At 43.4% G+C, this 21,901-nt stretch carries 21 protein-coding genes and 2 pseudogenes; 16 read left to right on the top strand and 7 right to left on the bottom strand.

Annotated features, from left to right (window positions below; translation table 11 throughout):
* Nucleotides 1–43 precede the first annotated feature (43 nt).
* Complete coding sequence (locus FBB35_RS12235) at nt 44–1,486, bottom strand: FAD-dependent oxidoreductase (protein WP_174709849.1); 1,443 nt, start codon at nt 1,484–1,486, stop codon at nt 44–46.
* Nucleotides 1,487–2,296: 810 nt separating this feature from the next.
* Between FBB35_RS12235 and FBB35_RS12230 the strand changes: the two genes are divergently transcribed.
* On the top strand, nt 2,297–2,728 hold the full coding sequence (locus FBB35_RS12230) for a deaminase (protein WP_174709848.1): 432 nt from the start codon (nt 2,297–2,299) through the stop codon (nt 2,726–2,728).
* A gap of 43 nt (nt 2,729–2,771) precedes the next feature.
* Here the strand turns inward: FBB35_RS12230 and FBB35_RS12225 are convergent, their stop codons facing one another.
* Nucleotides 2,772–3,191 carry a GFA family protein gene (locus FBB35_RS12225; protein ID WP_174709847.1) on the bottom strand — a complete coding sequence of 140 codons (420 nt, stop codon included), beginning with the start codon at nt 3,189–3,191 and terminating at the stop codon, nt 2,772–2,774.
* Nucleotides 3,192–3,218: 27 nt separating this feature from the next.
* The gene (locus tag FBB35_RS12220) at nt 3,219–3,833 is read right to left on the bottom strand and encodes an amidase family protein (RefSeq protein WP_254625929.1); all 615 of its coding nucleotides are present in this window, start codon (nt 3,831–3,833) and stop codon (nt 3,219–3,221) included.
* Here FBB35_RS12220 and FBB35_RS12215 point away from each other — a divergent pair.
* From FBB35_RS12215 to FBB35_RS12180, 8 genes and pseudogenes are all read left to right on the top strand, one after another.
* A pseudogene (locus tag FBB35_RS12215) lies at nt 3,784–4,014 on the top strand (cytochrome c oxidase subunit I); the annotation flags it as partial. The gene FBB35_RS12220 and the pseudogene FBB35_RS12215 sit on opposite strands and share 50 nt — an antisense overlap.
* A 337-nt stretch (nt 4,015–4,351) precedes the next feature.
* The gene (locus tag FBB35_RS12210; protein ID WP_254625928.1) at nt 4,352–5,233 is read left to right on the top strand and encodes a substrate-binding domain-containing protein; all 882 of its coding nucleotides are present in this window, start codon (nt 4,352–4,354) and stop codon (nt 5,231–5,233) included.
* A gap of 83 nt (nt 5,234–5,316) precedes the next feature.
* Nucleotides 5,317–6,015 carry an ABC transporter permease gene (locus FBB35_RS12205; RefSeq protein ID WP_174709846.1) on the top strand — a complete coding sequence of 233 codons (699 nt, stop codon included), beginning with the start codon at nt 5,317–5,319 and terminating at the stop codon, nt 6,013–6,015.
* Entirely contained in the window at nt 6,012–7,094 is a 1,083-nt protein-coding gene (locus FBB35_RS12200; RefSeq protein WP_174709845.1) for an energy-coupling factor ABC transporter ATP-binding protein, read from the top strand. The genes FBB35_RS12205 and FBB35_RS12200 overlap by 4 nt, the downstream gene beginning before the upstream one ends.
* A gap of 227 nt (nt 7,095–7,321) precedes the next feature.
* A protein-coding gene (locus tag FBB35_RS12195) for an ISKra4 family transposase (RefSeq protein WP_174708235.1) occupies nt 7,322–8,388 on the top strand; the annotation gives its coding sequence in 2 pieces (ribosomal slippage) (nt 7,322–7,478 and nt 7,478–8,388; 1,068 coding nt in all).
* 122 nt (nt 8,389–8,510) lie between these two features.
* On the top strand, nt 8,511–8,801 hold the full coding sequence (locus FBB35_RS12190) for a type II toxin-antitoxin system Phd/YefM family antitoxin (protein WP_174709844.1): 291 nt from the start codon (nt 8,511–8,513) through the stop codon (nt 8,799–8,801).
* On the top strand, nt 8,798–8,965 hold the full coding sequence (locus FBB35_RS12185) for a hypothetical protein (RefSeq protein WP_174709843.1): 168 nt from the start codon (nt 8,798–8,800) through the stop codon (nt 8,963–8,965). Before FBB35_RS12190 ends, FBB35_RS12185 begins: the two co-directional genes overlap by 4 nt.
* A 101-nt stretch (nt 8,966–9,066) precedes the next feature.
* A complete protein-coding gene (locus FBB35_RS12180; RefSeq protein WP_174709842.1) occupies nt 9,067–10,641 on the top strand; it encodes an NAD(P)/FAD-dependent oxidoreductase in 1,575 nt (524 codons plus the stop codon).
* Between the two features lie 141 nt (nt 10,642–10,782).
* Here the strand turns inward: FBB35_RS12180 and FBB35_RS12175 are convergent, their stop codons facing one another.
* Nucleotides 10,783–11,022, bottom strand: a complete 240-nt coding sequence (locus FBB35_RS12175) for a hypothetical protein (protein ID WP_174709841.1) — start codon at nt 11,020–11,022, stop codon at nt 10,783–10,785.
* 137 nt (nt 11,023–11,159) lie between these two features.
* On the opposite strand from FBB35_RS12175, the gene FBB35_RS12170 reads away from it, so the two are divergent.
* The gene (locus tag FBB35_RS12170) at nt 11,160–11,642 is read left to right on the top strand and encodes a hypothetical protein (RefSeq protein ID WP_254625923.1); all 483 of its coding nucleotides are present in this window, start codon (nt 11,160–11,162) and stop codon (nt 11,640–11,642) included.
* Nucleotides 11,629–11,877: a hypothetical protein gene (locus FBB35_RS34620; protein WP_254625924.1), complete on the top strand. Its 249-nt coding sequence runs from the start codon at nt 11,629–11,631 to the stop codon at nt 11,875–11,877. Before FBB35_RS12170 ends, FBB35_RS34620 begins: the two co-directional genes overlap by 14 nt.
* A gap of 81 nt (nt 11,878–11,958) precedes the next feature.
* On the opposite strand, the gene FBB35_RS12165 is transcribed toward FBB35_RS34620, so the two are convergent.
* Genes FBB35_RS12165 through FBB35_RS12155 form a run of 3 tightly spaced genes read right to left on the bottom strand, consistent with a single transcriptional unit; the run spans nt 11,959 to nt 13,352 of the window.
* The gene (locus FBB35_RS12165) at nt 11,959–12,393 is read right to left on the bottom strand and encodes a nuclease (protein WP_174709840.1); all 435 of its coding nucleotides are present in this window, start codon (nt 12,391–12,393) and stop codon (nt 11,959–11,961) included.
* Nucleotides 12,390–12,674: a hypothetical protein gene (locus FBB35_RS12160; protein ID WP_174709839.1), complete on the bottom strand. Its 285-nt coding sequence runs from the start codon at nt 12,672–12,674 to the stop codon at nt 12,390–12,392. The genes FBB35_RS12165 and FBB35_RS12160 overlap by 4 nt, the downstream gene beginning before the upstream one ends.
* 51 nt (nt 12,675–12,725) lie before the next feature.
* Nucleotides 12,726–13,352: a TetR/AcrR family transcriptional regulator gene (locus tag FBB35_RS12155; protein WP_174709838.1), complete on the bottom strand. Its 627-nt coding sequence runs from the start codon at nt 13,350–13,352 to the stop codon at nt 12,726–12,728.
* 1,055 nt (nt 13,353–14,407) lie between these two features.
* Between FBB35_RS12155 and vnfD the strand changes: the two are divergent.
* The 5 genes and pseudogenes from vnfD to FBB35_RS12130 all read left to right on the top strand — a co-directional run.
* Nucleotides 14,408–15,687: pseudogene (gene vnfD, locus FBB35_RS34615) on the top strand (nitrogenase vanadium-iron protein, alpha chain); the annotation flags it as partial.
* 9 nt (nt 15,688–15,696) lie between these two features.
* The gene (gene vnfG, locus FBB35_RS35755; protein ID WP_368041844.1) at nt 15,697–16,395 is read left to right on the top strand and encodes a V-containing nitrogenase subunit delta; all 699 of its coding nucleotides are present in this window, start codon (nt 15,697–15,699) and stop codon (nt 16,393–16,395) included.
* 512 nt (nt 16,396–16,907) lie between these two features.
* Nucleotides 16,908–18,293: a V-containing nitrogenase subunit beta gene (vnfK, locus tag FBB35_RS12140; RefSeq protein ID WP_174709837.1), complete on the top strand. Its 1,386-nt coding sequence runs from the start codon at nt 16,908–16,910 to the stop codon at nt 18,291–18,293.
* A gap of 163 nt (nt 18,294–18,456) precedes the next feature.
* On the top strand, nt 18,457–19,980 hold the full coding sequence (locus tag FBB35_RS12135; RefSeq protein ID WP_174709836.1) for a nitrogenase component 1: 1,524 nt from the start codon (nt 18,457–18,459) through the stop codon (nt 19,978–19,980).
* Nucleotides 19,981–20,483: 503 nt separating this feature from the next.
* Nucleotides 20,484–21,827, top strand: coding sequence for a nitrogenase component 1 (locus tag FBB35_RS12130; protein WP_174709835.1), 1,344 nt, complete (start codon nt 20,484–20,486; stop codon nt 21,825–21,827).
* Nucleotides 21,828–21,901: the final 74 nt, after the last annotated feature.

Here is a 21,901-nt window from a genome sequence, read left to right as displayed (position 1 = left end):
CTCACGGCAAGCCTGCTCCTCTGCTTCTTAATCCTACGCAGACTTAGCTGACTGAAGCCTTGACTGGCTGCTTCCACACTGCGGCGGCGTATAGTGAGTCCTCAAAGTCCGGTGGAATGTTGTCGCTGGTGATGCGTGCCTCGTGCTGCTCCCAGTCAGTGAAGAACAAGTCGTGACTGATGCGAGATACTATTACAGGCACATCGCGGCGAATGCTGGGTACATCACCAATGGGTAGCCCGAAGCTGACGAAACCAGCTGGATTGAAGATGTGGATGTCTTTGAGGTAGGGCGCAGTGCCAGGTACTTTTTCTAGATATTCGTGGGCACTACCCAGGTAGGGGTGCGTTCCTAAATCATCGTCGCGCTGATTGGCTGGTGGTTCGTAGCGATCGCGCCACAGGGCAATGTGTTGGGCAAAGTCGGCTAGTTCGGGGCGCTTTGTTGGGTCAACGAAATAACCAGTACCAGTGATCGCAAAATCAAACTCAAAAACATCATCGTTCACCCGGGCAACGATACGTCCGCCTTTTTCCTGTGCCGATTTCCAAGGTGCAGATAAATGTAAGTGAAAATTGGGGAAGGCGATGGCTCGCTCAACCGCATCCGGTGGCGGTGTGGAACCTACTTGGCGAAAGCGCCACGCTTGGAACCAGCGAGCTGTATCAGGCAGTTGTGGATAGTTGTAGTAAGCGCCAGGATACCCCCGCACCCGTAACACTGGTAGAGATGCGATCGCCGAACGCCGTGCGAACAAATGTACTGCCTTTGCTCCCGATTCCAGGGCTACCCCTGCTGCGTCGAAAGCTGAAGCCGCCGCACCCAGCACTGCAACAGTCTTACCGCGCAGCACTTCAAAATCGATGGCATCGGCGGTATGTGCGTACAGGGTGCGTGGTAAGTCAGCCAATACTGGAGGGATGTTTGGGCCACCAGTACCCGCGACACCGTTAGCAAAGATAATCTTACGTGTGGTTTCCACCTGCGGGACACCGTTTACCTCAAGGTGCAGGCGAAAGAAACCTGCGGCTGGCTCTATCTGTACTAACTTTGTTTGGTAACGAACTGAAATGCCGAGGATCTGCCGATACCAGCTAAGGTACTCAGCCCAAGTCACTCGTGGAATCCGGTCTATAGCTGCGTATGCCTCAGCGCCGTGCCGTGCTTCGTACCATGCTTGAAAAGACAGTTCTGGGATGCCTAATTCGGGGCCCGGCAGGTTCTTTGGCGTGCGGAGCTTTTTCATCCGCGCTCGTGTCAGCCACACGCCTGCTAAACTTTCGTTCTCGGCTGCATCGATTACTGTCACGCGGCCGATACCTGCACGCCGTAGCGCAAATGCAAAGACACTACCGCTACCACTACCACCTACTATTGTGACATTGTGGTCGATGCCTGGGCGATCGCTCACCCAGTTTTCCGGATGAGAACCGATTAGGCGTAGTGCCTCAAGAGCCTTGAAATCAGGGTTTGTTGTTGTTGTCATATTGATAGCGTTGAGAAATAGGAGTAAGGAGGATGAAGAGGATGTTTCTCGTTCATCTGGCTTGATATGCCAGTAGTATTAGTGGAGATTCAATTTGAACTATCTTGAATTTATGGAATGTAGAACTTGTAGAGATTAGCGAATAAATGGTGTGTGTCGCTAATCCATTTTCAAGAAATGTCAGTTATATTAACTGCGGCTACTATTAAGTTTAGTTAATTACTAACTAATTGAAACTCATATATTCATCATTAGGAGCCTGATACATTTTGGTCAAACCCCGATGAATAGCCGATAAATGAAGTATTCAGAAGACGAAAGCATTAAGCTTTTAACCGCTGACATACGCCCAAAAAACAGGTGGATTGCAGAGTTATAAAATTGTTTTTCTGCAAAGCTTTGAGATAATTGTGTTTGTCATTTAGGCATTCACCTATTATTAGACATTAAAGATAGAGTTTACACAATACATACAAAAAAATATGTATTGAGAAACACAACTTTGTTTATCAAATATTAGATATAGCAAATTATCTAGGAGCCATGAAACGTTGGTATAAGATGCTTGAGTAATCGCATCCTAAATAAAGTAGCTGTCACAAACTGCGTACACCAATAACGTATGAAAAAGAGACTCTTGGGCTAGGGAGAAAGCACTAGTATTTTTCACTCAGTGCTCAGCATTAACCCCACAGGTGTAAACTAAGTCAACCATCCGCGTAGTGGACACACCAGAAGGCATTCCCCACAACGAGGTATTAAAAAAATATTGACTCACTAGCTTTTTATCAGGTTTAAAAATTCAAGAATATGGACGATAAATTTATGCTGGCTGCTTTAGCTCAAAGCAGAAAAGCTTTACCAGAATGCTTACCTAACCCACCAGTAGGTTGTGTAATAGTCCATTCTGGTCAGATAGTAGCGGTAGGATATACGCATTCACCTGGAAAACATCATGCAGAGGCTGATGCACTAACCCACATTCAAGGTCAAGATTTACAGTTTTTGCAAATCTACGTTACTCTTGAACCTTGTTCTTTTCAAGGACGTACACCCTCTTGTGCTTTGGCGATCGCTAAAGACCCCCGCATTCAAGAAATATATGTCTCGATAGTTGATCCAGAGCCTCGCAATAAGGGTAAAGGATTAGATATTCTTAAACAAGCAGGAAAAACAGTTCATGTCGGGTTATGTGCCGATAAAGTGAATGCTTTTCTTCAAAAATATTTATTACAGGGATGAATTACCAATTACGATTCAGTTTCTCTGCATCAGACTAACACAGTCATACACTATGGCGATTTCGGGAAAAACCAGGTAGTTTAGGATCAATATAAGCCCAAGGGACTGCGGAATCAGTCCATATTTGATGCATCGGCTTAACCAACTGGGGATTGTCCAGACTTCCTGCTTTCAGCCAGACAAATTGGGGCTTTGCTGGCGCTCTCGTAAACAGGGGTGAACCGCATTCTGGGCAGAATTCACGACTGATGCTGTTACCACTGTCTCCATTTTTCGTATAACTTTTAACTTCACCTGTTACGATATGCAGCGCGGCTGATTGTAGGCGAATTCCAATATTGAAAGCACTACCCGTGGTCTTTCTACAATCTCGACAATGGCAATAGTTCGCGGCTTCTAGTTCTCCCTTATACTCATATCGCACATAGCCGCAAAGACACCCTCCTGTGATAAGTTCAGTCATCGTTTTTTCTTTATAGTACATCTGAAATTACTGGGAAAGATTTGTGTTCACTTCCAAAGGCATAATGAAAGGAGAAACAGTTTCATAAGCTTTAGCTGCTTGCAATACTAGTAAATCTCTGTACTTGGCAGCAACAGTTTGTATACCTACAGGCAAGCCGTTTTTGGTAAAGCCGCAAGGTATAGATGCAGCAGGTTGTTGTGTGAGATTAAAAGGGTAAGCAAAAGGTGACCAATCTCGTTCCAGATGGTCAATATATGACAGGGGTCTGTTTTGTCCGACGGGAAAAGCAACTACAGGTAAAGTGGGAGTAATCAGCAAATCATAGTTGAGGTGAAAGCGTTGCAGATGTCTTCCTAAAACTTCACGAGCATCTTGGGTACTGAGGTATTCTGTTAGTGTAATGCGTTGGCGTAGCCCGCCGAAGGCATCGCCTTCTTTGGCATTAGCCTGCAAGCCTTCTTTAATCACAGCTTGTTGTTCTGGACTAAAACCACGCAGTAGCTTAGCTGCACCAGCTTTCCAGAAGGTTTGGAAGATACTCCGAGGATTGGCAAAACCAGGATCGACTTCTTCGACAATAGCACCGAGTTTGGCAAGTATCGGAGGATTTCTGCTAGGTGTATCCACTTTACCCTTCATTCTGAATATGATTGGTTCTTGGATACATGGCGAACAAGCATCGAAGAATCCTTGGCGAGCAATTGGACTGGAGTGGTTAGTTGCTTCACCACCTCCTGTCGAGAACTTTGAGGAAATTCCAGTTGTTGTAAGTGAACCCTACGGCTACGGTAAATCTGAACCATTGGTAGCCGAGCATTAGCTGAATGAAAGAATTAACCTCACGCAGAGAGGCAGAGGAACGCAGAGAGTTTGAGGTGAGGTATTACGCGATCAAATATCTCTAAACTACATCACAATGACTGAAACAAAGCAATCTAAAGCTATACCAGGACTTCTGTCAAGTTCTTCTAAAGAAATGCCATGCTGGGTAAAAACTAAGATGTCAGCATCTTGTCAGGAATCTTCTCATCATCAAAATTGTCTGGAAAACAACATAAATATAGTTGCTTTCCTAATCAATCTTGCCTATACTCCTCAATGTAAGCTTTGCTTGCCATAGTAAAGAATATTGGCGTACAGATTGCTAGGAGAGTGCAATGATCAATCATCGAGCTTTGCGTCATGGGTATTTGGTAATTCTCGTGGCGATTCTTTGCATCAGCTTTGGTAGTATATTCAACCAAGAGCCAACTTTTGGACAGTCTTCAGGAAGTAGAAATGTCATTGTGGCGATGACAACCAGTATTGAGGATAGTGGGCTGCTAGATGATTTAGTTCCGGCGATTGAAAAGAAAACAGGATATAGGCTGAAAAAGGTTGCAGTCGGCACCGGACAGGCTTTGGCTCTGGCTGAAAAAGGTGAAGTTGACGCGCTATTCGTCAATTCACCGAAAGCCGAACGCAAAGTTTTGGAGGGTGGTGCGGTGATTAATCGCCACTTGGTAATGCACAATGACTTTGTGATTGTCGGGCCAGATGCAGACAAAGCAAAGATTAGAGGGAAAAAGAATGCTGTGGAAGCATTCAGTCTGATTGCCAAAAATCAAGCATTGTTTGTATCGCGGGGTGATGACTCAGGTACTAACAAACTAGAAAAAGATTTATGGAAACAGGCAAACATCACACCATCTGGCGCTTGGTATCAGCAAACAGGTTCAGGGATGGGGGAAACTTTGCAAATTGCTAATCAAAAACTGGGATATACCTTAGCAGATCGAGCAACCTATATATTTCAGCAGAAAAATCTGTCTTTGCCTGTACTGGTGCAAGGAGATAAGAAACTGTTAAATCTTTACCATGTGATGGAGGTAAATTCTAAGAAGTACCCCAGAGTCAATAGTGCAGGAGCTAAAGCGTTTATTAATTTTGTCTTATCTCCTGAAGGACAGACAATAATTGCAGCCCACGGGAAAAAAGAGTTCAAACAACCGCTATTTTATGTTGATGCCGGTAAAACGGAAAAAGATTATGGCTTTTAAAGAAACTTGAGTATCAGCTCGTTAAGAGTTGCTTTACTGCATATTTGAGTATTCTTTCCCAATTTTTTAAGAGATTTGTATTTGTGAATACAATCATCGAAGGAGCTTTCAAAGCTTTTGAGCTATTAAGCAGTGGCGATAGTGACGTTTTCCAAGTCATGACGATGACATTGTTTGTATCTGGAACAGCTACAGCCATTAGCGTTTTACTGGGACTACCATTAGGACTGTGGCTAGCATTAGTGGATTTCATCGGCAAGCAAACTCTGACTAGTTTGATTAACTTCGGTATGGGATTACCACCCGTCGTAGTCGGTTTATTCATCAGTATGTTTTTGTGGCGATCTGGCCCATTGGGAAATCTGGATTTAATTTATACACCTATAGCTATGATCGTCGCCCAAACCATCATTGCTTTTCCAATTGTTGCTGGCTTCAGTTTTGCGGCAATTATCAGTATTAATCCGAAACTACGCTGGCGACTGTTATCAATGGGGGCGACACAGTGGCAAGTCAACTGGTTGCTAATCAAGGAAGCACGGTTAGGGTTAATGGCTGCAATCATGGCTGGTTTTGGTCGCGTCATCTCGGAAGTTGGTGCATCCATGATGGTGGGCGGCAATATTAAGGGGCAGACAAGAGTCCTGACTACAGCGATCGTTTTGGAAGTAGGGAAAGGAAATTACGATGTGGCTATGGCGATCGCATACATCCTCCTCATCATCACATACACCGTAATCGTGTTGCTGACTATCCTACAGCATGACAAGAAAATTCTATGAGTACTAACGAATATGTCCTGAATATGCGACAGGTGAGCGTCGATAGCAAAACACGTAAGAATATCCTGTCAATTAACAATTTTACAGTCCGTCCAGGGGAACTAGTTGCTGTGATTGGCCCCAATGGCACTGGTAAAAGCACTTTGTTAAGAACAATCAATCTCTTGCAACCTTACCGTGGTGAGATGCAATTATTTGGCCAGGATGTCCATAATACCAATAAAACATTGTTGCGTCGTCGTTCGGCTTTGGTCTTTCAGGAAACCTTACTACTGGATGACACTGTTTTTAATAATGTTGCCAAGGTATTAAAGTTTCGCGGCACACCAACACACAAGATTAAGCAAAGGGTACATACCGCACTTGCAACTTTTGGCTGTGAATACTTAGCAAATCAGTCAGCTCGTTCTCTGTCTGGTGGTGAAGCGAAACGAGTTTGTATTGCCTGTGGTTTAGTTGCTGATTCCGAATTGCTGCTTTTGGATGAGCCTTCTGCCTCTTTAGATGTGGGAATACGTCCCCAGATGATTGAGAAAATTAGACAATGGGCGCAAGCGAGGGGATCGGCAGTTATATTAGTCAGTCATAATTTTACAGATATACTGCATTTTGCCGATCGCGCGATCGCTTTATTTGACGGTTGTATTGTCCAGGATGATAACTTGGAAACTATCATCCGCCGACCAGCTAACGAGCAGCTTGCCAGACTGGTAGGGATAGATAATATTATTCCGTGCCATGTAGAACGGAGTAGCCGTGGAAATTTTATCAAACTTGCAAACGGGATAGAGTTTTTATATCCTGGGGAAATCACCAAGCCAATTACTACATGTTGTTTATCTGGCGATACTTTCAATCTTTACGATGCAAGTTCTTCAATGCGACACAAACTGTGTTCGGTAATTATTGAAGGGCTAGTAGAACGGGTTTTAAATGGTATTGGTATTTGTAGTATTTGGGTTAAGGTGGGAGAACAAACTTTAATCGCCAGGGTGCCTCGGAATCATATATTTGGCAATGTATATCCCCATGAGCTAATTAAACTAGCATTCAATCCTAAAGATGCACATTTTGTTTAGAAAAAATGGCGTTAATGACCCTCCGATAACCCAATACGGTTCAGTTAAGGAAATTTATCGATTGAGATAAGCAGGGGGAGAAAAAAGGGCTTACCTAAACCGTATTGTGCTATATCATCGGTCGCATTTGTTATTTCAGCGACTCCATTTGTTAGGGAGCATCCCAGTTTTTTGCAAAGAAGACGAAAATCAGTCAGGATAGGTAAGACGAGTGTATTTACTTACCGATGACCCCAGAACAAAAGCAAGCTCTTCAAAAACATATTCAGGCGATTGCTAAAATATTGTATGAAGATACGTCAAAAGAAAAGCTCACAAATCTTGCAGCAATTGAAGAAGCAGTGCGGAGTCAAATGCAGAAGCATGTTATGCCAGAAGTAGGGGTTTTTTTATCGAAACGATTACAGGGACAACCGCAGGATACCAACGACGGCTCAAAAGCATTCTTGGAGAGTTAGCAATAACGAGCAAACAAGCCATTGAATTAGAAGTCGCACCAAGTACTCAACTGAGTCCATATCTAGAAACTTGTTGTTTGAGGGTAAGTGCGAATGTCAGCTATGAAGATGCGGCATCAGACATCAAGTATTTTACGGGCATAGAGGTTTCTCACAGCAGTCAACAGAGATTAGTGCATCGCCAGAATTTTGAGTTGCCAACACCAGAACAGACAATTGAAGAATTAAGCGTCGATGGTGGAAACATCCGTGTCCGAACTCCTAAAGGTCAAATATGTGCATGGCTTGGCTATAAAGCAATTAGCTTACATCATCTCGGAATCTTGGGAACTTCATTTCAGAATAATCAGATTGTGATTGATTGGGTTAATGACCAACCACTGGCTAGCCCACTCACTTGTATTGGTGATGGACATGACGGCATTTGGAATATAATTGACCAATTAGCACCTGATGCACAACGTCGAGAAATACTTGATTGGTTCCATTTAATAGAAAACCTCCACAAAGTTGGGGGTTCACAAAAACGCTTGAAACAAGCACAAAATCTACTATGGAAAGGCCAAGTTGAGGCTACTATTGCCTTATTTACAGATTGTAAAGGCAAACAAGTACAAAACTTTTGCCGTTATCTTGATAAGCATCGCAATCGCATTATCAACTACGAATATTATCAAGCTGAAGAAATTTGTTCAATTGGTTCAGGTTCAGTTGAATCTGCCGTTAAACAGGTTGACCGTCGAACAAAAATTTCCGGGGCACAATGGAAACGAGAAAATGTGCCTCAAGTCCTAGCCCATCGCTGTGCTTACCTCAATGGATTATTGTCAGTTTGAGCCACTTTAAAAAGTGAGATGCTCCCCATTTGTTATTTCAGCGATCGCTGTAATGGTTAGTTGCGATTGATAACATAGCCGCAAATAATTAACATGAAATTATCTGTTAATTTTATGAAAATATGACTCTCAGCCTTCGTAACATTTACCCACTGTCAGAATTTCAACGGGGTACTAAAGCCTTTTTGGAAAAGCTTAGGGGAACAAAAGAACCTATTATCCTTACTGTTAACGGGAAAGCGTCTGTAGTTGTTCAAGATGCCCAAAGCTATCAGGAATTGCTAGACAGGCTAGAACTGTTAGAGACAAGCGCAGGAATTCGCAAAAGTCTTGAGGAATTTGGGCTTGGTTTAAGTATCCCCCTAGACGAAGCATTCGAGCAGCTGCGAACAAAATATGACATACAAAGTTGAAATTTCGCCGACTGCGATCGCTGATTTGGAATAATATCCTCCACCTCAAACGGAAAATGAAAAACGACTTTAGGAGCTTGGCAGTACTCACAACGATGGTTGGCACGCCCAGCGATCACAGTATAATACGGATTAACGAATTCTCTGAGTGCATCATCGATTAACGATTTTGCTAGGATTCAAGCTTTCAAATCTATTCTTATATCCGGATTTATGCGTGGCTAGTGTCAAAGCGACAACATCTACATTCTTTGTGAGAGGAACTATGGTAACAACAACTCGACAGCAGAGGTTTGATGCAATTGTGATTGGCTCTGGAATTGGTGGGTTGACGGTTGCCGCGCTCCTATCTAAGCTTTACCACAAAAGCGTTTTAGTGTTAGAACAGCATTTCACCCCTGGGGGATTCACCCATACCTTTGAGCGCAAGAGAAAATTTAGTTGGGATGTGGGGCTGCACTATGTTGGAAATATGGGAGATGGAGGCACTGGCAAAGCTGTGTTTGACTATCTCACCAATGGCAATTTGAATTGGCACAAGATGCCCGATCTGTTTGAAAAATTTGTCTACCCGGACTTCACCTTTGAGGTTTATTCTGACCCCAATCGCTTTGAGTCTGATCTAATCCAGCGCTTTCCTCGCGAGCAGACAGCTATTCGGCGGTACTTTAAGGATGTCCAGAAAGCGGCATTTTGGTTTGGGGCGCATTCAATGTTGGAGCTATTTCCGGTATTGCTGCATCCTCTACTCAGGCGGTTTGTTCGTCATTTTGGGGCTATTGCTAGACAAACGACCCAGCATTATTTGAACAGACATTTTCAAGATGCCCAACTCAAAGCATTACTGGCTTCCCAGTGGGCAGATTATGGCTTACCGCCATCCCAAAGTTGCTTTGGCATTCATGGTGCGATTGTTACCCATTATTTTAAGGGCGGCTGGTATCCTGTGGGTGGGGCAAAAGCGATCGCGCAAGCCATTATTCCCGTGATTGAACAGGAGGGTGGTGTCGTCATCACCCAACGCCGAGTCACAGAAATCTTGTTGGAATCAGGGGTAGCAGTGGGAGTGAAAGCCCAAGATACAGCACATACCAAGGCAGACCTAGAAACGTACTTTGCACCTATTGTGGTGTCTGATGCCGGAGCCTTCAATACTTATGTGAAGCTGATTCCACCCAACTACCCACTAGCAGAGCGCCAGAAAATTCAAGCGTTTCCAAAAAGTAGCAGTATGGTAACGGTATATTTAGGGTTAAAAGAGAGTCCACAGCAACTGGGGTTTCAGGGTGAGAACCATTGGATTTACACGACCTATAACCACGACGCAATTGCCCAAGATCCACCCATCCCTGTCGCTAAATTCTGCTATCTCTCATTTCCATCGCTCAAAGATCCATCATCTGAGGGGCATACGGCAGAAATTATTGCCCACGTTGACTATGATTTCTTTTCGCAGTGGCGGGAACAATCCTGGCGACGGCGAGGCGCGGACTACACTGAGCTGAAAGCCCAAATTACCCAATCCCTGATTCAGTTAGTGGAGTGCCACTACCCTGGCTTTCAGGATTTGATTGAGTATGCCGAACTCTCGACTCCACTGACGGTGGAACACTTTGATGCTAGCGATCGCGGTGCTATCTTCGGCATTCCCTGTATTCCTGAACGTCTGGATCAATCCTGGATCGGGGCTAGAACACCAATTAAAAATCTATACCTGAGTGGAGCCGATACACTTTCACTCGGCATTATGGGAGCGATGATGGGTGGAGTAAAAACAGCAGGTGTTTTAAATGGAGTATTCGGCTTTTTTAAGATTATGGCAACCATCATGAGAAGGTGAGAGAGAAAGCTTTACGCTTATCAAGCGACTGTGAATAAGCACCCCGTGAGAAGTGATAGTAGCAATTCTCATTTTGAAATTTGAACGGAAGAAAGGTTGGTGCCACTGCCAAACTCAATCTCTGCTTCATCAGACTAATGATTAAAAGGCTTGCAGCACCTTCTTAGGTGTCAAATGGGTTCTATAAAGCAACCTATCAGTTTTGTGTCTGATTGCATAGATACCAGGACGAGCAGAAATGTTGGCAAATTCGCGGCTCAAAGGCTGGCATTGCTCAAAGGGTATGAAGGCGATCGCATCCAGGATTCTCTGAAGCTCAGATTTGCAATTCAGAGTCGTTTGTCGGTATGAAAGTAAGAAAACTGATTGCACATCTGTCATGCTCTCACAAATTTTGTCATAGTTTACTAATGACTCCCGGTTCGCCCATTTTTTAACTCCTTAGGAAAAGTAGATAGTCAAAAGTATACCGAAGGACATATTCCCAAAAAGACTCGATTAGGCATATGTTCGCACTTATGGCTACTGAACCCATAATCACAAACGAACGAGTCGATGATATACCTATACTTCTAACTCAAATAGAGGGTATGGGCGTACAATCGCTAATCGATAAACATTTTCCCAGACACGGAAATTGGCAAGGTCTAAGTCTGGGAAGTGTAGCAGTAATCTGGTTAGCACACATATTATCGCAAGCAGATCACCGTTTAAATCACGTCCAAGGCTGGGCTTCTAAGCGGTTAGAAACATTGAAAACTTTTTTTGGAGAAGAGTTAGGTGAACTTGACTTGACGGATGCTCCTCTAGAAGCCCTATTAGGTTATCTTGATAGCGATAGCGACTGGTACTCATTTGAGTCAGAACTTGGAGGTAACTTTGTACAAATTTATTTGCAGCGTGAAGAGCATATTACAGGATTAATTCGCCTACTTTCAAATGGAAAAGCGTGTTTTGACCCTTTTAGAGTTTCAGGTTCGTCGGAATTTGGAGCAAAATAAGGAAAAGCTAACTGGACTTTATATTGGTAATCCTAAACGAGAAACTGCACGTCCTACTGCTGAGATACTTCTTGCTGCATTTAAGGAGATTACCCTGTTCTTAATTGAGGTTAAAAACGAAGTTTATGCTCATTTGACTGCCCTTTCACCCTTACAGCAACGTATTCTTGTTTTACTTGGGTTCCCAACTACTATTTACACTCAACTTGGTGGTCAATCTTTTACTCCTGAGTAGCCTTTCTTCTAACTCCCGAAAAAATGGGCGAACCGGGAGTATTGAAGTGAAGTTAGGTGGCAATCAACCTGAAGCAATATTTTACCACAACTCGGCTGCAATAAACCTGGACAGATGCCCCACATTCGTTGTCGCAATCACAATGTCGGGAACTTCAAGAGTCATGGCTTGCGCCACCAAAATCATGTCACCATCAATCGTTTTGTCACTTGCTGTCGGTTGCCCTTGCTGACGAGCTTGTGCCCAGAGTTTTGCAGCTTGGCGCATTGCAACCGTTCTAATCGGCAAATATTCAATGAACTTGCCTAAATCGTCTAGCCGAGCAATGCCTTTTATCTTGTTTGCTCGTAACAACTCACGACGAACCTCATAGTCCGCAATTTCTGGAATGAGAACGCGGCTCCCCAATGTGAGGTGAGTTTGGAGCCATTGGGTGCAAGCGGCACTTTCAGGCGACAGCTTTGGATTGGTGATTAGACCAAGTGGTTCTGCATCCAACACTATGACTCGGCTCACCAAGTTACACCCTTCGTCTCAAGCGGGAACAGCTTACGTTTAGAGAGCCGATCCTCATCCAATGCACGAATTAAGTATTGACCTGTTTCTTGCTGTTCCTCAACATTCTCATCATCAATCCAGGACTGTAGCAGATTAACCGCTTCACCCTGTTTTTGCCTTAGCACAATGGAGCTTGTCAAAAGTTGCAGTGTCACAGCCTCAACAGAAAGGCCTTGCTGCTTGGCTTCCTGGAAGAGATATTGCTCTAATTCCGGTGTAAGGTTAAGGGTTAACGTCAATGAGTTTTTTAAGAGATACACAATCATATTTTAACCCCGCAAAGCTAAAGGTCAGGTCAATGATTTGCTAGCACTCAGCACTGTTTCGGTAACGCTGGATTTTGATGCAGTCTGGATTAGCGTTGCCGCGACTTTTTTCGCCTGTGAAGCGGTTGACCAACTTCCTTCCATCATCGCAACTACGATCGCGCCTTGTACCAACAGAAGCAATTGTCTGGCTAACTGTTCCGGTGATGAAACTTCTGCGGCTTGAGCTAGACCCTTGATGTACTGGTAAATCGATTGTTGATGCTCCAATGCTACTCGATGTCCAGGATGGTCAGCATTGGCTAGTTCCACTGAAGCATTAATGAATGCACAACCTCGGAAATCTGGGCCCTCAAACCATTCCCGCAGGGCATCAAATATTGCCAGTAGTTGTTGGGATGGGTTAGAAGCTCGTTGCTCAATGGTGGTTTTCAGCCATTCACACCATTGTTCATCTTGTTGTCGCAACCACGCTTCAATCAATGCGTCTTTTGACTTGAAATGATTGTAGAGCGACATTTTAGCAACGCCAGATTCCGCAACGATTTTGTCAATACCGACATTGCGAATTCCCTCTCGATAAAACAAGCCTGATGCTGTAGTTAGGATGCGATCGCGAACAGATTTACGAATTGTTTTCAGTTTAGTCATTTAGATCGCATCCTTTAATAATGTTTAATTTTTCAATGCTTGATAAATAACAATGACAAAAATCTTCTCAATTTCACAATAGTTAAAACCTGAAATTTGATTAGCTTTTCGAAGTGATGGTGTAAAGAGAAAAAAATGTAAATTAGAAAAATCTCTTAAACATTTTTTGATTTATTGTAAAGATCGGAGTGTTTTATCAATAGCAATTCTATGTGATTTATGAAAATTTGCGGTGTCCAGATCCCTGACTTCTCAAAGAAGTCGGGGATCTAATTTTTCATGAATGATTTAGGGCTGTTATCGATTGCTCGTTCTATTCTTTCTAAGGATTTAAGAAAAAACTATCTGTAAATAATAAAAGGTTTATCCCAAAAGTGATTGATGAACTGCAAGCAGACCAAAGTCCCCCCGAACTTCAGAACTGCTACCGATCAAGTACTTCCACAATCCTCCAGAAACTTGTGGAGCAAGACCATCAGTTCATCAAACAATTGGTTAACTTATGGGATTTGGCTTCATCACTACAGCGCAAGTGCTTGGAGATCCTTGGTGCGTGAAGTGGTTTAGATTCCCTATAAATAAAGAATATCATACATCTGGCCAATTTACTTGCGCTGATCAATTAATTTACAAAGAGTATTCGTGGTTACAATTAGTCATCAGCGAAAGAGCCTCAAAGCCGATAATTGCGTTATTCTGTTGTTGAAAGTTAAGAAAATATCGTCGATTTCTCTTTGGAGAGATATCTATATTGAGGACATAAAGTAAATCATTTGTCTCTTCACTTCCAGTTAGAATAGTCTGTCTATTTTCTTTACTAAAAGTCTTATATATAAAAGGATTAAGGCTGCTTTAAATCTAGACAGAACTGTCTATTATAAACTGGCTTTATTTCTATTTTGCAATATTAATTTGCGTTATTGTTATCAGCTTTACTATTATTAATTAGAAAGGTTGATAGGATTTTGAAATCAAGGAACTCCAACAAGTTTCTGACAAAAATTACATATTAGAAGAGTCTGTCTTCTGATCAATTGCAACTGGAGCAATCAGCCATGCCAATGAAGTTGTTTAAGTGCGACGAAACTATCCCCGAACGGGAGAAGCACATATATATTAAAGAGAAAGGAGAAGATACAACCCAGTTTCTCCCTAGCGCCCACGTCGAAACCATTCCCGGCTCATTATCTGAACGCGGATGCAGTTATTGTGGTGCAAAGCTAGTAATTGGTGGTGTTCTCAAAGACACTATTCAGTTGATACATGGGCCTGTAGGCTGTGCTTATGACACATGGCACACCAAACGCTATCCCAGCGACAATGGCAACTTCCAACTCAAATATGTCTGGTCATCGGACATGAAGGAACAGCACGTTGTCTTCGGTGGTGAAAAGCTGCTGAAAAAAGCGATGCTGGAAGCCTTTGCAGAATTTCCTGACATCAAGCGGATGATGGTGTACACCACCTGCTCTACTGCTTTGATTGGCGATGATATTAAGCCTGTAGTTAAAGAAGTCGAAAAAGAACTCGGTGATGTCGATATCTTCACCGTCGAGTGTCCCGGTTTTGCTGGGGTGAGTCAATCCAAAGGACACCACGTATTTAACATGGGGTGGATGACGGACAAGGTAGGAACTTATGAGCCAGAAATTACCAGCCCATACACGATTAATGTGATTGGTGACTACAACATTCAAGGAGATACTTTTGTCCTTGAAAAGTATATGGAAAAAATGGGCGTGCAAATTATTGCCCATTTTACTGGTAATGGGACTTATGACTCATTGCGTGGGATGCACAGAGCGCAGTTGAATGTGACCAACTGTGCCCGTTCTGCTGGATATATTGCCAATGAGTTAAAGAAAAATATGGCATTCCCCGGATTGATGTGGATACTTGGGGTTTTGACTATGCTAAGGAAGGGTTACGCAAAATCGGGGCTTTCTTTGGGATTGAGGATAGAGCCGAAGCGGTGATTGCTGAAGAGGTGGCTAAATATGAATCGAAGTTAGCTTGGTATAAGGAGCGCTTGACTGGGAAAAAGGTCTGTATTTGGACTGGTGGCCCACGTTTGTGGCACTGGACTAAAGCCTTAGAAGACGATTTGGGAATGAAAGTGGTGGCGATGTCGTCCAAGTTTGGACACCAAGAGGATTTTGAAAAGGTAATTGCCAGAGGTGAAGAAGGGACTATCTATATTGATGATGGCAATGAACTTGAGTTCTTCGAGGTGCTGGAGATGGTCAAGCCTGATTTGGTGTTGACTGGACCACGGGTGGGTGCTTTGGTGAAGAAGTTGCATTTGCCTTATGTGAATGGTCATGGCTACCACAATGGCCCTTATATGGGTTTTGAAGGTGCGGTGAATATGGCGCGCGATATGTACAATGCCATTTACTCCCCTTTGATGAAGTTGGCTAAGGATGACATCCGTGGTCAGCAAAATCTGCCAAGTACCAATGGTAATGGCAACGGTAAAGCAACCAAAGAGCTATCTGAGCAAGTCGTTTCTTTAGTTCAACAGCAAGTTAAGGAAGCCACTTCACAGGTTAAACAGCCAGCTAAGGAAGTTGCACCACAGGTTCAACCGCAAGCTAAGGAAGTTGCGCCACAAGTAGCTAAGGAAGTTGCACCACAGGTTCAACCGCAAACTAAGGAAGTTGCACCACAGGTTCAATTACAAGCTAAGGAAATCGCATCATACATTCAAGAACGAGCTGCGGAAGTCACAAAATTAATTCAAGAACGTTGTTTGTGGCAGTTTCACTCGCGTGCATGGGATCGGGAAGAAAACATCAATGGTGTTCTCAATAAGACCGCCCAAATCTTGACTGGAGAAAAGGTAGTTCTGGAAACCTTGATTGACAGGGGTTTTTATGCAGATGCGAAGATCCTTTCGGCTGACCTGGAAATTAGGTTTGCATGGTTAAATAGCATGGAGAACTCGCAAAAGAAGGCAGTACTGGAAGCTGTTAAGGGAATGCTGGTCGATATTGTAATAACCAAGTCGAAGAATGGTGAATTGCATTATTCGCTTTATTAAAGCAATTAGATCGGTAATTCAACCAAACTAGGACTTACGCAAAGGTAAGGAAAACAAACCACAGAGGACGCAGAGGCCACGGGGGAAGAAAGTTTGAGAGAGTTTTTGCGTAAGTCCTACAAACGAACGGCGTTGTTGAATTGGAGCATGAATTAGAGTCAAGTCATCCTGTTAGTGTTTGTGCAGAAATTTTCTTACAGAGTAGAGACTTGCAGAGTAGAGAGCAATGCCTACAGCAAGCTAACGCTGCGATGGGCTACACCAAAAGCATTCCTAAGAAGCTTGGTATCTGACTACAGAAGCATCTCATCTAGCTTTCAAGATTTTCACGAAATTCAATTCTACTTTTGTTCTGTAATCGATGCTATGAGTAGTTTGCTTCTTGGTTGGATGCAGCTTTAGCTTGCCACAGATACCGCTCTACTTTCTTAAGCTCGAAAAGACACTTCATCTCTTCGTTCAGCAACGCCAAACAAAATCACGCAATTTTTTACCACATAGGAGTCAAGAGAATGTCTTTAGTCGTAAAACAGAAAGAACGCAAGGGAATCATCAATCCTATATTTACCTGTCAGCCTGCTGGGGCTGAATACGCTTCCATCGGAATCAAAGATTGTATTCCCCTGGTGCATGGAGGACAAGGATGTAGTATGTTCGTTCGTCTCCTGTTTGCCCAGCATTTGAAGGAAAATTTCGACATTGCTTCTTCTTCACTCCATGAAAATAGTGCTGTTCTTGGAGGACAGCCACGCATTGAGGAAGGCGTAAAGACCTTAGTAGCGCGATATCCCGATTTACGGATTATCCCAATTATTACGACTTGTTCAACTGAGACAATTGGGGATGATATCGAAGGAACCATTAACAAGCTCAACGCCCAGTTAAAGAAAGACTATCCCGATCGCAAGGTTATTCTTGTTCCTGTACATACCCCCAGTTACAAAGGTAGCCAGGTAACAGGCTATAATGTCGGCGTACACGCAATTATTTCTAGCCTAGCAAAAAAAGGCGAACCAACTGGCAAGTTGAACATCATTACTGGGTGGCTTAACCCTGGAGATGTCACTGAAGTTAAACGCATCTTAAAAGAGATGGACGTTCCAGGAAACATTTTACTGGATACAGAAACCTTCGATGCGCCCACCATGCCCGATAAGACAAGTTTTGCCTTTGGGAATACCACCATCGAAGAAATCGCTGATTCTGCCAATGCGTTGGGAACTATTGCCTTATGTAAATATGAAGGCGGTAGTGCAGCCGAATTTTTAGAAGAGAAGTTCAAAGTTCCCGCAATTCTTGGCCCAACACCAATTGGGATCAAAAATACCGACATCTGGCTGCAAAATATCAGCAAACTGACTGGTAAACCAATACCAGAATCTTTAGTCATAGAACGTGGTAAAGCTATTGATGCGATCGCAGACCTCGCACACATGTTCTTCGCCAACAAGAAGGTAGCTATTTACGGAGATCCCGATCTAGTAATTGGTCTAGCAGAGTTCTGCTTAGAAGTTGAGTTAGAACCAGTGCTAATGTTGTTGGGAGACGACAACAAAGCCTGTACCAAAGACCCAAGAATTGCCGAGTTGGAGAAGCAAGCAGCTTGTGATATCGAAGTTATCTGGAATGCAGACCTCTGGGAATTAGAGCGCCGCATTACAGATAAATCCCTCGAAATTGACTTGATTCTAGGTCATTCCAAGGGTCGGTATATTTCTATCGACAACAAAATTCCGATGGTTCGGGTAGGATTTCCTAGCTTTGACCGTGCAGGTCTGTGGAAATATCCTGTGATTGGCTACAAAGGAGCAGAATGGCTAGCAGATAACATCGCCAACGCCATGTTTGCAGATATGGAGAACAAGCACGATCGCGAGTGGATCTTAAACGTCTGGTAGATTGAATTTTCAACGCATAGGTGCTTCGCCTTCCCGCAGGGTAGGAACGCAGAGTAAAACGCAGAGGAACACAGAGTTTGAGCCTCTATTCAAAACTTTGCGTTCCTTTGCGCCAACCTCAGCGACCCTCTGCGTTTAAAAAAGATGAAATATTTGGAGAACTATGATGATAGATCAGAATGTCGTATTTTACGGAAACTTGAGCGAACTTTATCGCTTGGCAAAAGAAGGTAAGATTAAGACCACTTTACAAGGTAGTCATACCCGTCCCTGTAAATTTTGGACTGCAACAAAGATTTTAAGTGGGATTAAAAATGCGATCGTCATTTCTCATGGGCCGAGTGGCTGTGCTTATGGAGTTAAGCGGGCATACAAGCTGACTAATAGCCGCAATAGTGGTTCACCTTATGAACCCGTGGTGACTACAAACATGAGTGAGAAGGCGGTAATTTTTGGAGGGGAAAAAGAATTAAAAGGTGCGATTCGAGAAGTAGATGAAAAATACCATCCTGATGCGATCGTTGTTGCTACTAGTTGTGCGTCTGGTATTATTGGCGACTGTGTTGATGACGTAGTGAATAAAGCCCGCAGCGAAATCGATGCTGAGATCATGACGATACATTGTGAAGGATTCGCCGGGGAGTATCGCAGTGGATTTGATATCGTATTTCGGCAAATTGTAGACTTTATGGAGCCGCCAACTCCAGAGCGGAAAGCACAACTAGCTGATGCTGTCAATATTGTGGGCGCGAAGATGGGCCCTGAAAGGACGGAAGTTGAAACCGATGTCAAAGAACTGGTGCGATTAATAGAAGCAATGGGGGCAAGAGTTCACAGCGTCATCGCAGGTGATTGTACACTAGAAGAACTCAAGCAAGCACCGAGTGCAGCAGTCAACTGTACCTTATGTTTGGATCTTGGCTATACCATCGGCAAAGCCATGTCAGACAAGTTTGGTACGCCGTTAAATTCTACAATCCTCCCCTATGGAATCAGCGCTACAGAAAAATGGCTCGAAGGGGCGGCAAAATATTTAGGGATGGAAGAACAGGCGGCTGCCCTAATGGAAAAGGAATATGCCGCAATCAAGACTGAATTTGAAGCAGCTAAGGGTTATATAGAAGGGAAGTTAGCGATTATCGAAGGACATGATGCTATCAAGTGCTTATCCCTTGCTCACATGTTGGATCGTGATTTTGGGATGCGTGTAGTAATCTATAACTTCCATCCCTGGAGTACAGAAGCACGAGAAACCAGTGTAGATTATTTGTTGGAAACAGGGTTAGACCCAGAAATCCTGATTACGAAGGGAACGCTGGCTTTTGGTAAGTACGAGTCGATGAAACAAACGGAAGATGAATTACTGGATTTCATTGGTGGTCTTGATGCAGAATCGGTAGTTTATTTTGGTTCTTCCTTGAGTTTCCCCCATATTCCCGTAGTCGATTTAAATGCTATCTTAAATCGTCCCAGATTTGGCTATCGCGGAGCCTTAAAGGTCGCAAGGTGTATTAAAACAGCACTTCAATATGGCTTTAGACCTCGGAGTGCTTTGACCAAGCAAATGGTATTCCCTAAAAATTCCGGGTTAGCATCTACTCAATCATTGACTGGAAAATTAGCTCAAGACATGCCTGATTGTACTGTATATGCAGGAAAGAAGCGGGGCAAATGTTTTAACGAGTAATACCAATTTTTGATTACAAGAAAATTGTAGGTTGGATAGAACAAAATGAAACCCAACATTTCTGAGATTTTGTTGAATTGAGAAACGAAACCCAACTTACTAGCGCTGATATTGGCAAGACTTAAGCTAAAAATGTCACCCCTTCAGCTCTTGCAAGTTGCGCGAAACACGGAAACGTCAACACAGAAGTTCTTGCAGGGAAAGCGGAAGCTCTTGCAGGCTGCGCGAAACACGGAAACGTCAACACAGAAGTTCTTGCAGGGAAAGCGGAAGCTCTTGCAGACTACGCGAAACACGGAAACGTCAACACAGAAGTTCTTGCAGGGAAAGCGGAAGCTCTTGCAGGCTGCGCGAAACACGGAAACGTCAACACAGAAGCTCTTGCAGGGAAGGCGGAAGCTCTTGCAGGCTGCACAAAACACGAAAACGTCAAGCCAGAAGTCGCTACAGGCTGCGTGAAACGCATTTACCATAGTCAAGCCTTAGAAAAACAGGAGGAAAAAATGTCTGCTGAAACAACTTTTGACAATTGTAACCATAGCAAAGACCCAGTAGTTGGCTGTGCCCTTGAAGGTATTGCAACTACGGTTGCTGGCATTAAAGATGTCAGTATTGTGATTCAGTCTCCACAAGGTTGCGCGTCTACTGTTGCAGCTGGGTATGATGCTCATGAGGTTGATTTCACCAAGCGGAAAGTAGGTTGTACTCGTCTTTTTGAGTCAGACATTGTGATGGGAGCGTCTGATAAACTCAAAGGGATGATTAAAGAGGCGGATCAATCTTTTGATTCTAAGGTGATGTTTGTCGTTGGTACTTGCGCGGCAGACATTATTGGTGAAGATATTGCGGGATTGTGCAACCAGCTTCAGCCAGATATCAAAGCTAAACTCGTTCCTTTACTTGCTGGTGGGTTTCGGGGCAATGCTTATGATGGCTTGGAGATGGGTTTGGAGGCTTTAATTCCTTTTATCAAAAAAAGGCAGACTAAGAGAAGAGGCAGAAAGCCGAGGATTGTAAATATCATTGCGCCACAGGCAAATCTTAATCCTACTTGGTGGGCTGATTTGCAATGGGTAACGCAGATTTTAAAATCCTTGAGGATTAGGGTACAGACTGTCTTTTCTCATAATACCTCATTTGAAGAACTGGAGCTAGCTGGTGAGGCAACAGCTAATATTGTTCTCAGTCATGATGTTGGGTATAAGTTTGCTCGGAAAATGCAAGAGACTCACAATATCCCCCTCATTCTTGATGATATACCTTTACCAGTAGGTGTAAATAACACTACTCGATGGTTGAAGGCATTAGCGGCACATTTTAAGATCGAAGAAAAAGTCGAACCGCTAATTAAACAAGGCGAAGAAATGGTCGTAGATACACTTCGCAAACGAGCATTGATGATTATTCCCCGATATCGTAACTGTAGAATTGCCATCTCTGCGGATGGGACGCTTGGCATTGGACTGGTCAGAATGCTCTTTGAAGAATTGGAGATGATTCCAGAAGTCTTATTATTTCGCTCGGCGATGCCTGATTCTCGTTCAATTTTGGAGCGAGAATTGCACAGCCTCGGTCTTACTTCCCGCGTAATATTTTCGGCAGATGGCTATCAGGTAAAACAGACTTTAGAAGAGTTTGATGTTGATGCTGTGATTGGCTCGGCATGGGAAAAATACATGGCAGAGGAACTAGGAATCAAAATTGCTTTTGATGTATTTAGCCCCACTAACAGAGAAACTTATGTTGATAAGCCATATTTTGGCTATGAAGGCATGATTAATATAATGGAGGTGATTGCTAACGATTGGGATAGAGCTTTTCGTTCCAAAGAGATTCATTGGACATAGAGAAGTATTGTATCAAGAATGTTTTGATATCTTTAGGATCAGCCCTTTCAAGGTCTTGTAATTTTCCCCAAATT

The sequence above is a fragment of the Nostoc sp. TCL240-02 genome (genome assembly GCF_013343235.1).
GTDB lineage: Bacteria > Cyanobacteriota > Cyanobacteriia > Cyanobacteriales > Nostocaceae > Nostoc.
The sequence above is the reverse complement of the archived record's forward strand: the minus strand, read 5'-3'. Positions and strand labels throughout refer to the sequence as shown.

What these genes read in the sequence shown, in the direction of transcription:
- FBB35_RS12235 (WP_174709849.1), bottom strand. Translation starts at nt 1,486, where the DNA reads ATGACAACAACAACAAACCCTGATTTCAAGGCTCTTGAGGCACTACGC.
- FBB35_RS12230 (WP_174709848.1), top strand. Translation starts at nt 2,297, where the DNA reads ATGGACGATAAATTTATGCTGGCTGCTTTAGCTCAAAGCAGAAAAGCT.
- FBB35_RS12225 (WP_174709847.1), bottom strand. Translation starts at nt 3,191, where the DNA reads ATGACTGAACTTATCACAGGAGGGTGTCTTTGCGGCTATGTGCGATAT.
- FBB35_RS12220 (WP_254625929.1), bottom strand. Translation starts at nt 3,833, where the DNA reads ATGAAGGGTAAAGTGGATACACCTAGCAGAAATCCTCCGATACTTGCC.
- FBB35_RS12210 (WP_254625928.1), top strand. Translation starts at nt 4,352, where the DNA reads ATGATCAATCATCGAGCTTTGCGTCATGGGTATTTGGTAATTCTCGTG.
- FBB35_RS12200 (WP_174709845.1), top strand. Translation starts at nt 6,012, where the DNA reads ATGAGTACTAACGAATATGTCCTGAATATGCGACAGGTGAGCGTCGAT.
- FBB35_RS12190 (WP_174709844.1), top strand. Translation starts at nt 8,511, where the DNA reads ATGACTCTCAGCCTTCGTAACATTTACCCACTGTCAGAATTTCAACGG.
- FBB35_RS12180 (WP_174709842.1), top strand. Translation starts at nt 9,067, where the DNA reads ATGGTAACAACAACTCGACAGCAGAGGTTTGATGCAATTGTGATTGGC.
- FBB35_RS12175 (WP_174709841.1), bottom strand. Translation starts at nt 11,022, where the DNA reads ATGACAGATGTGCAATCAGTTTTCTTACTTTCATACCGACAAACGACT.
- FBB35_RS12170 (WP_254625923.1), top strand. Translation starts at nt 11,160, where the DNA reads ATGGCTACTGAACCCATAATCACAAACGAACGAGTCGATGATATACCT.
- FBB35_RS12155 (WP_174709838.1), bottom strand. Translation starts at nt 13,352, where the DNA reads ATGACTAAACTGAAAACAATTCGTAAATCTGTTCGCGATCGCATCCTA.
- vnfG (WP_368041844.1), top strand. Translation starts at nt 15,697, where the DNA reads ATGGGTTTTGAAGGTGCGGTGAATATGGCGCGCGATATGTACAATGCC.
- vnfK (WP_174709837.1), top strand. Translation starts at nt 16,908, where the DNA reads ATGTCTTTAGTCGTAAAACAGAAAGAACGCAAGGGAATCATCAATCCT.
- FBB35_RS12135 (WP_174709836.1), top strand. Translation starts at nt 18,457, where the DNA reads ATGATGATAGATCAGAATGTCGTATTTTACGGAAACTTGAGCGAACTT.
- FBB35_RS12130 (WP_174709835.1), top strand. Translation starts at nt 20,484, where the DNA reads ATGTCTGCTGAAACAACTTTTGACAATTGTAACCATAGCAAAGACCCA.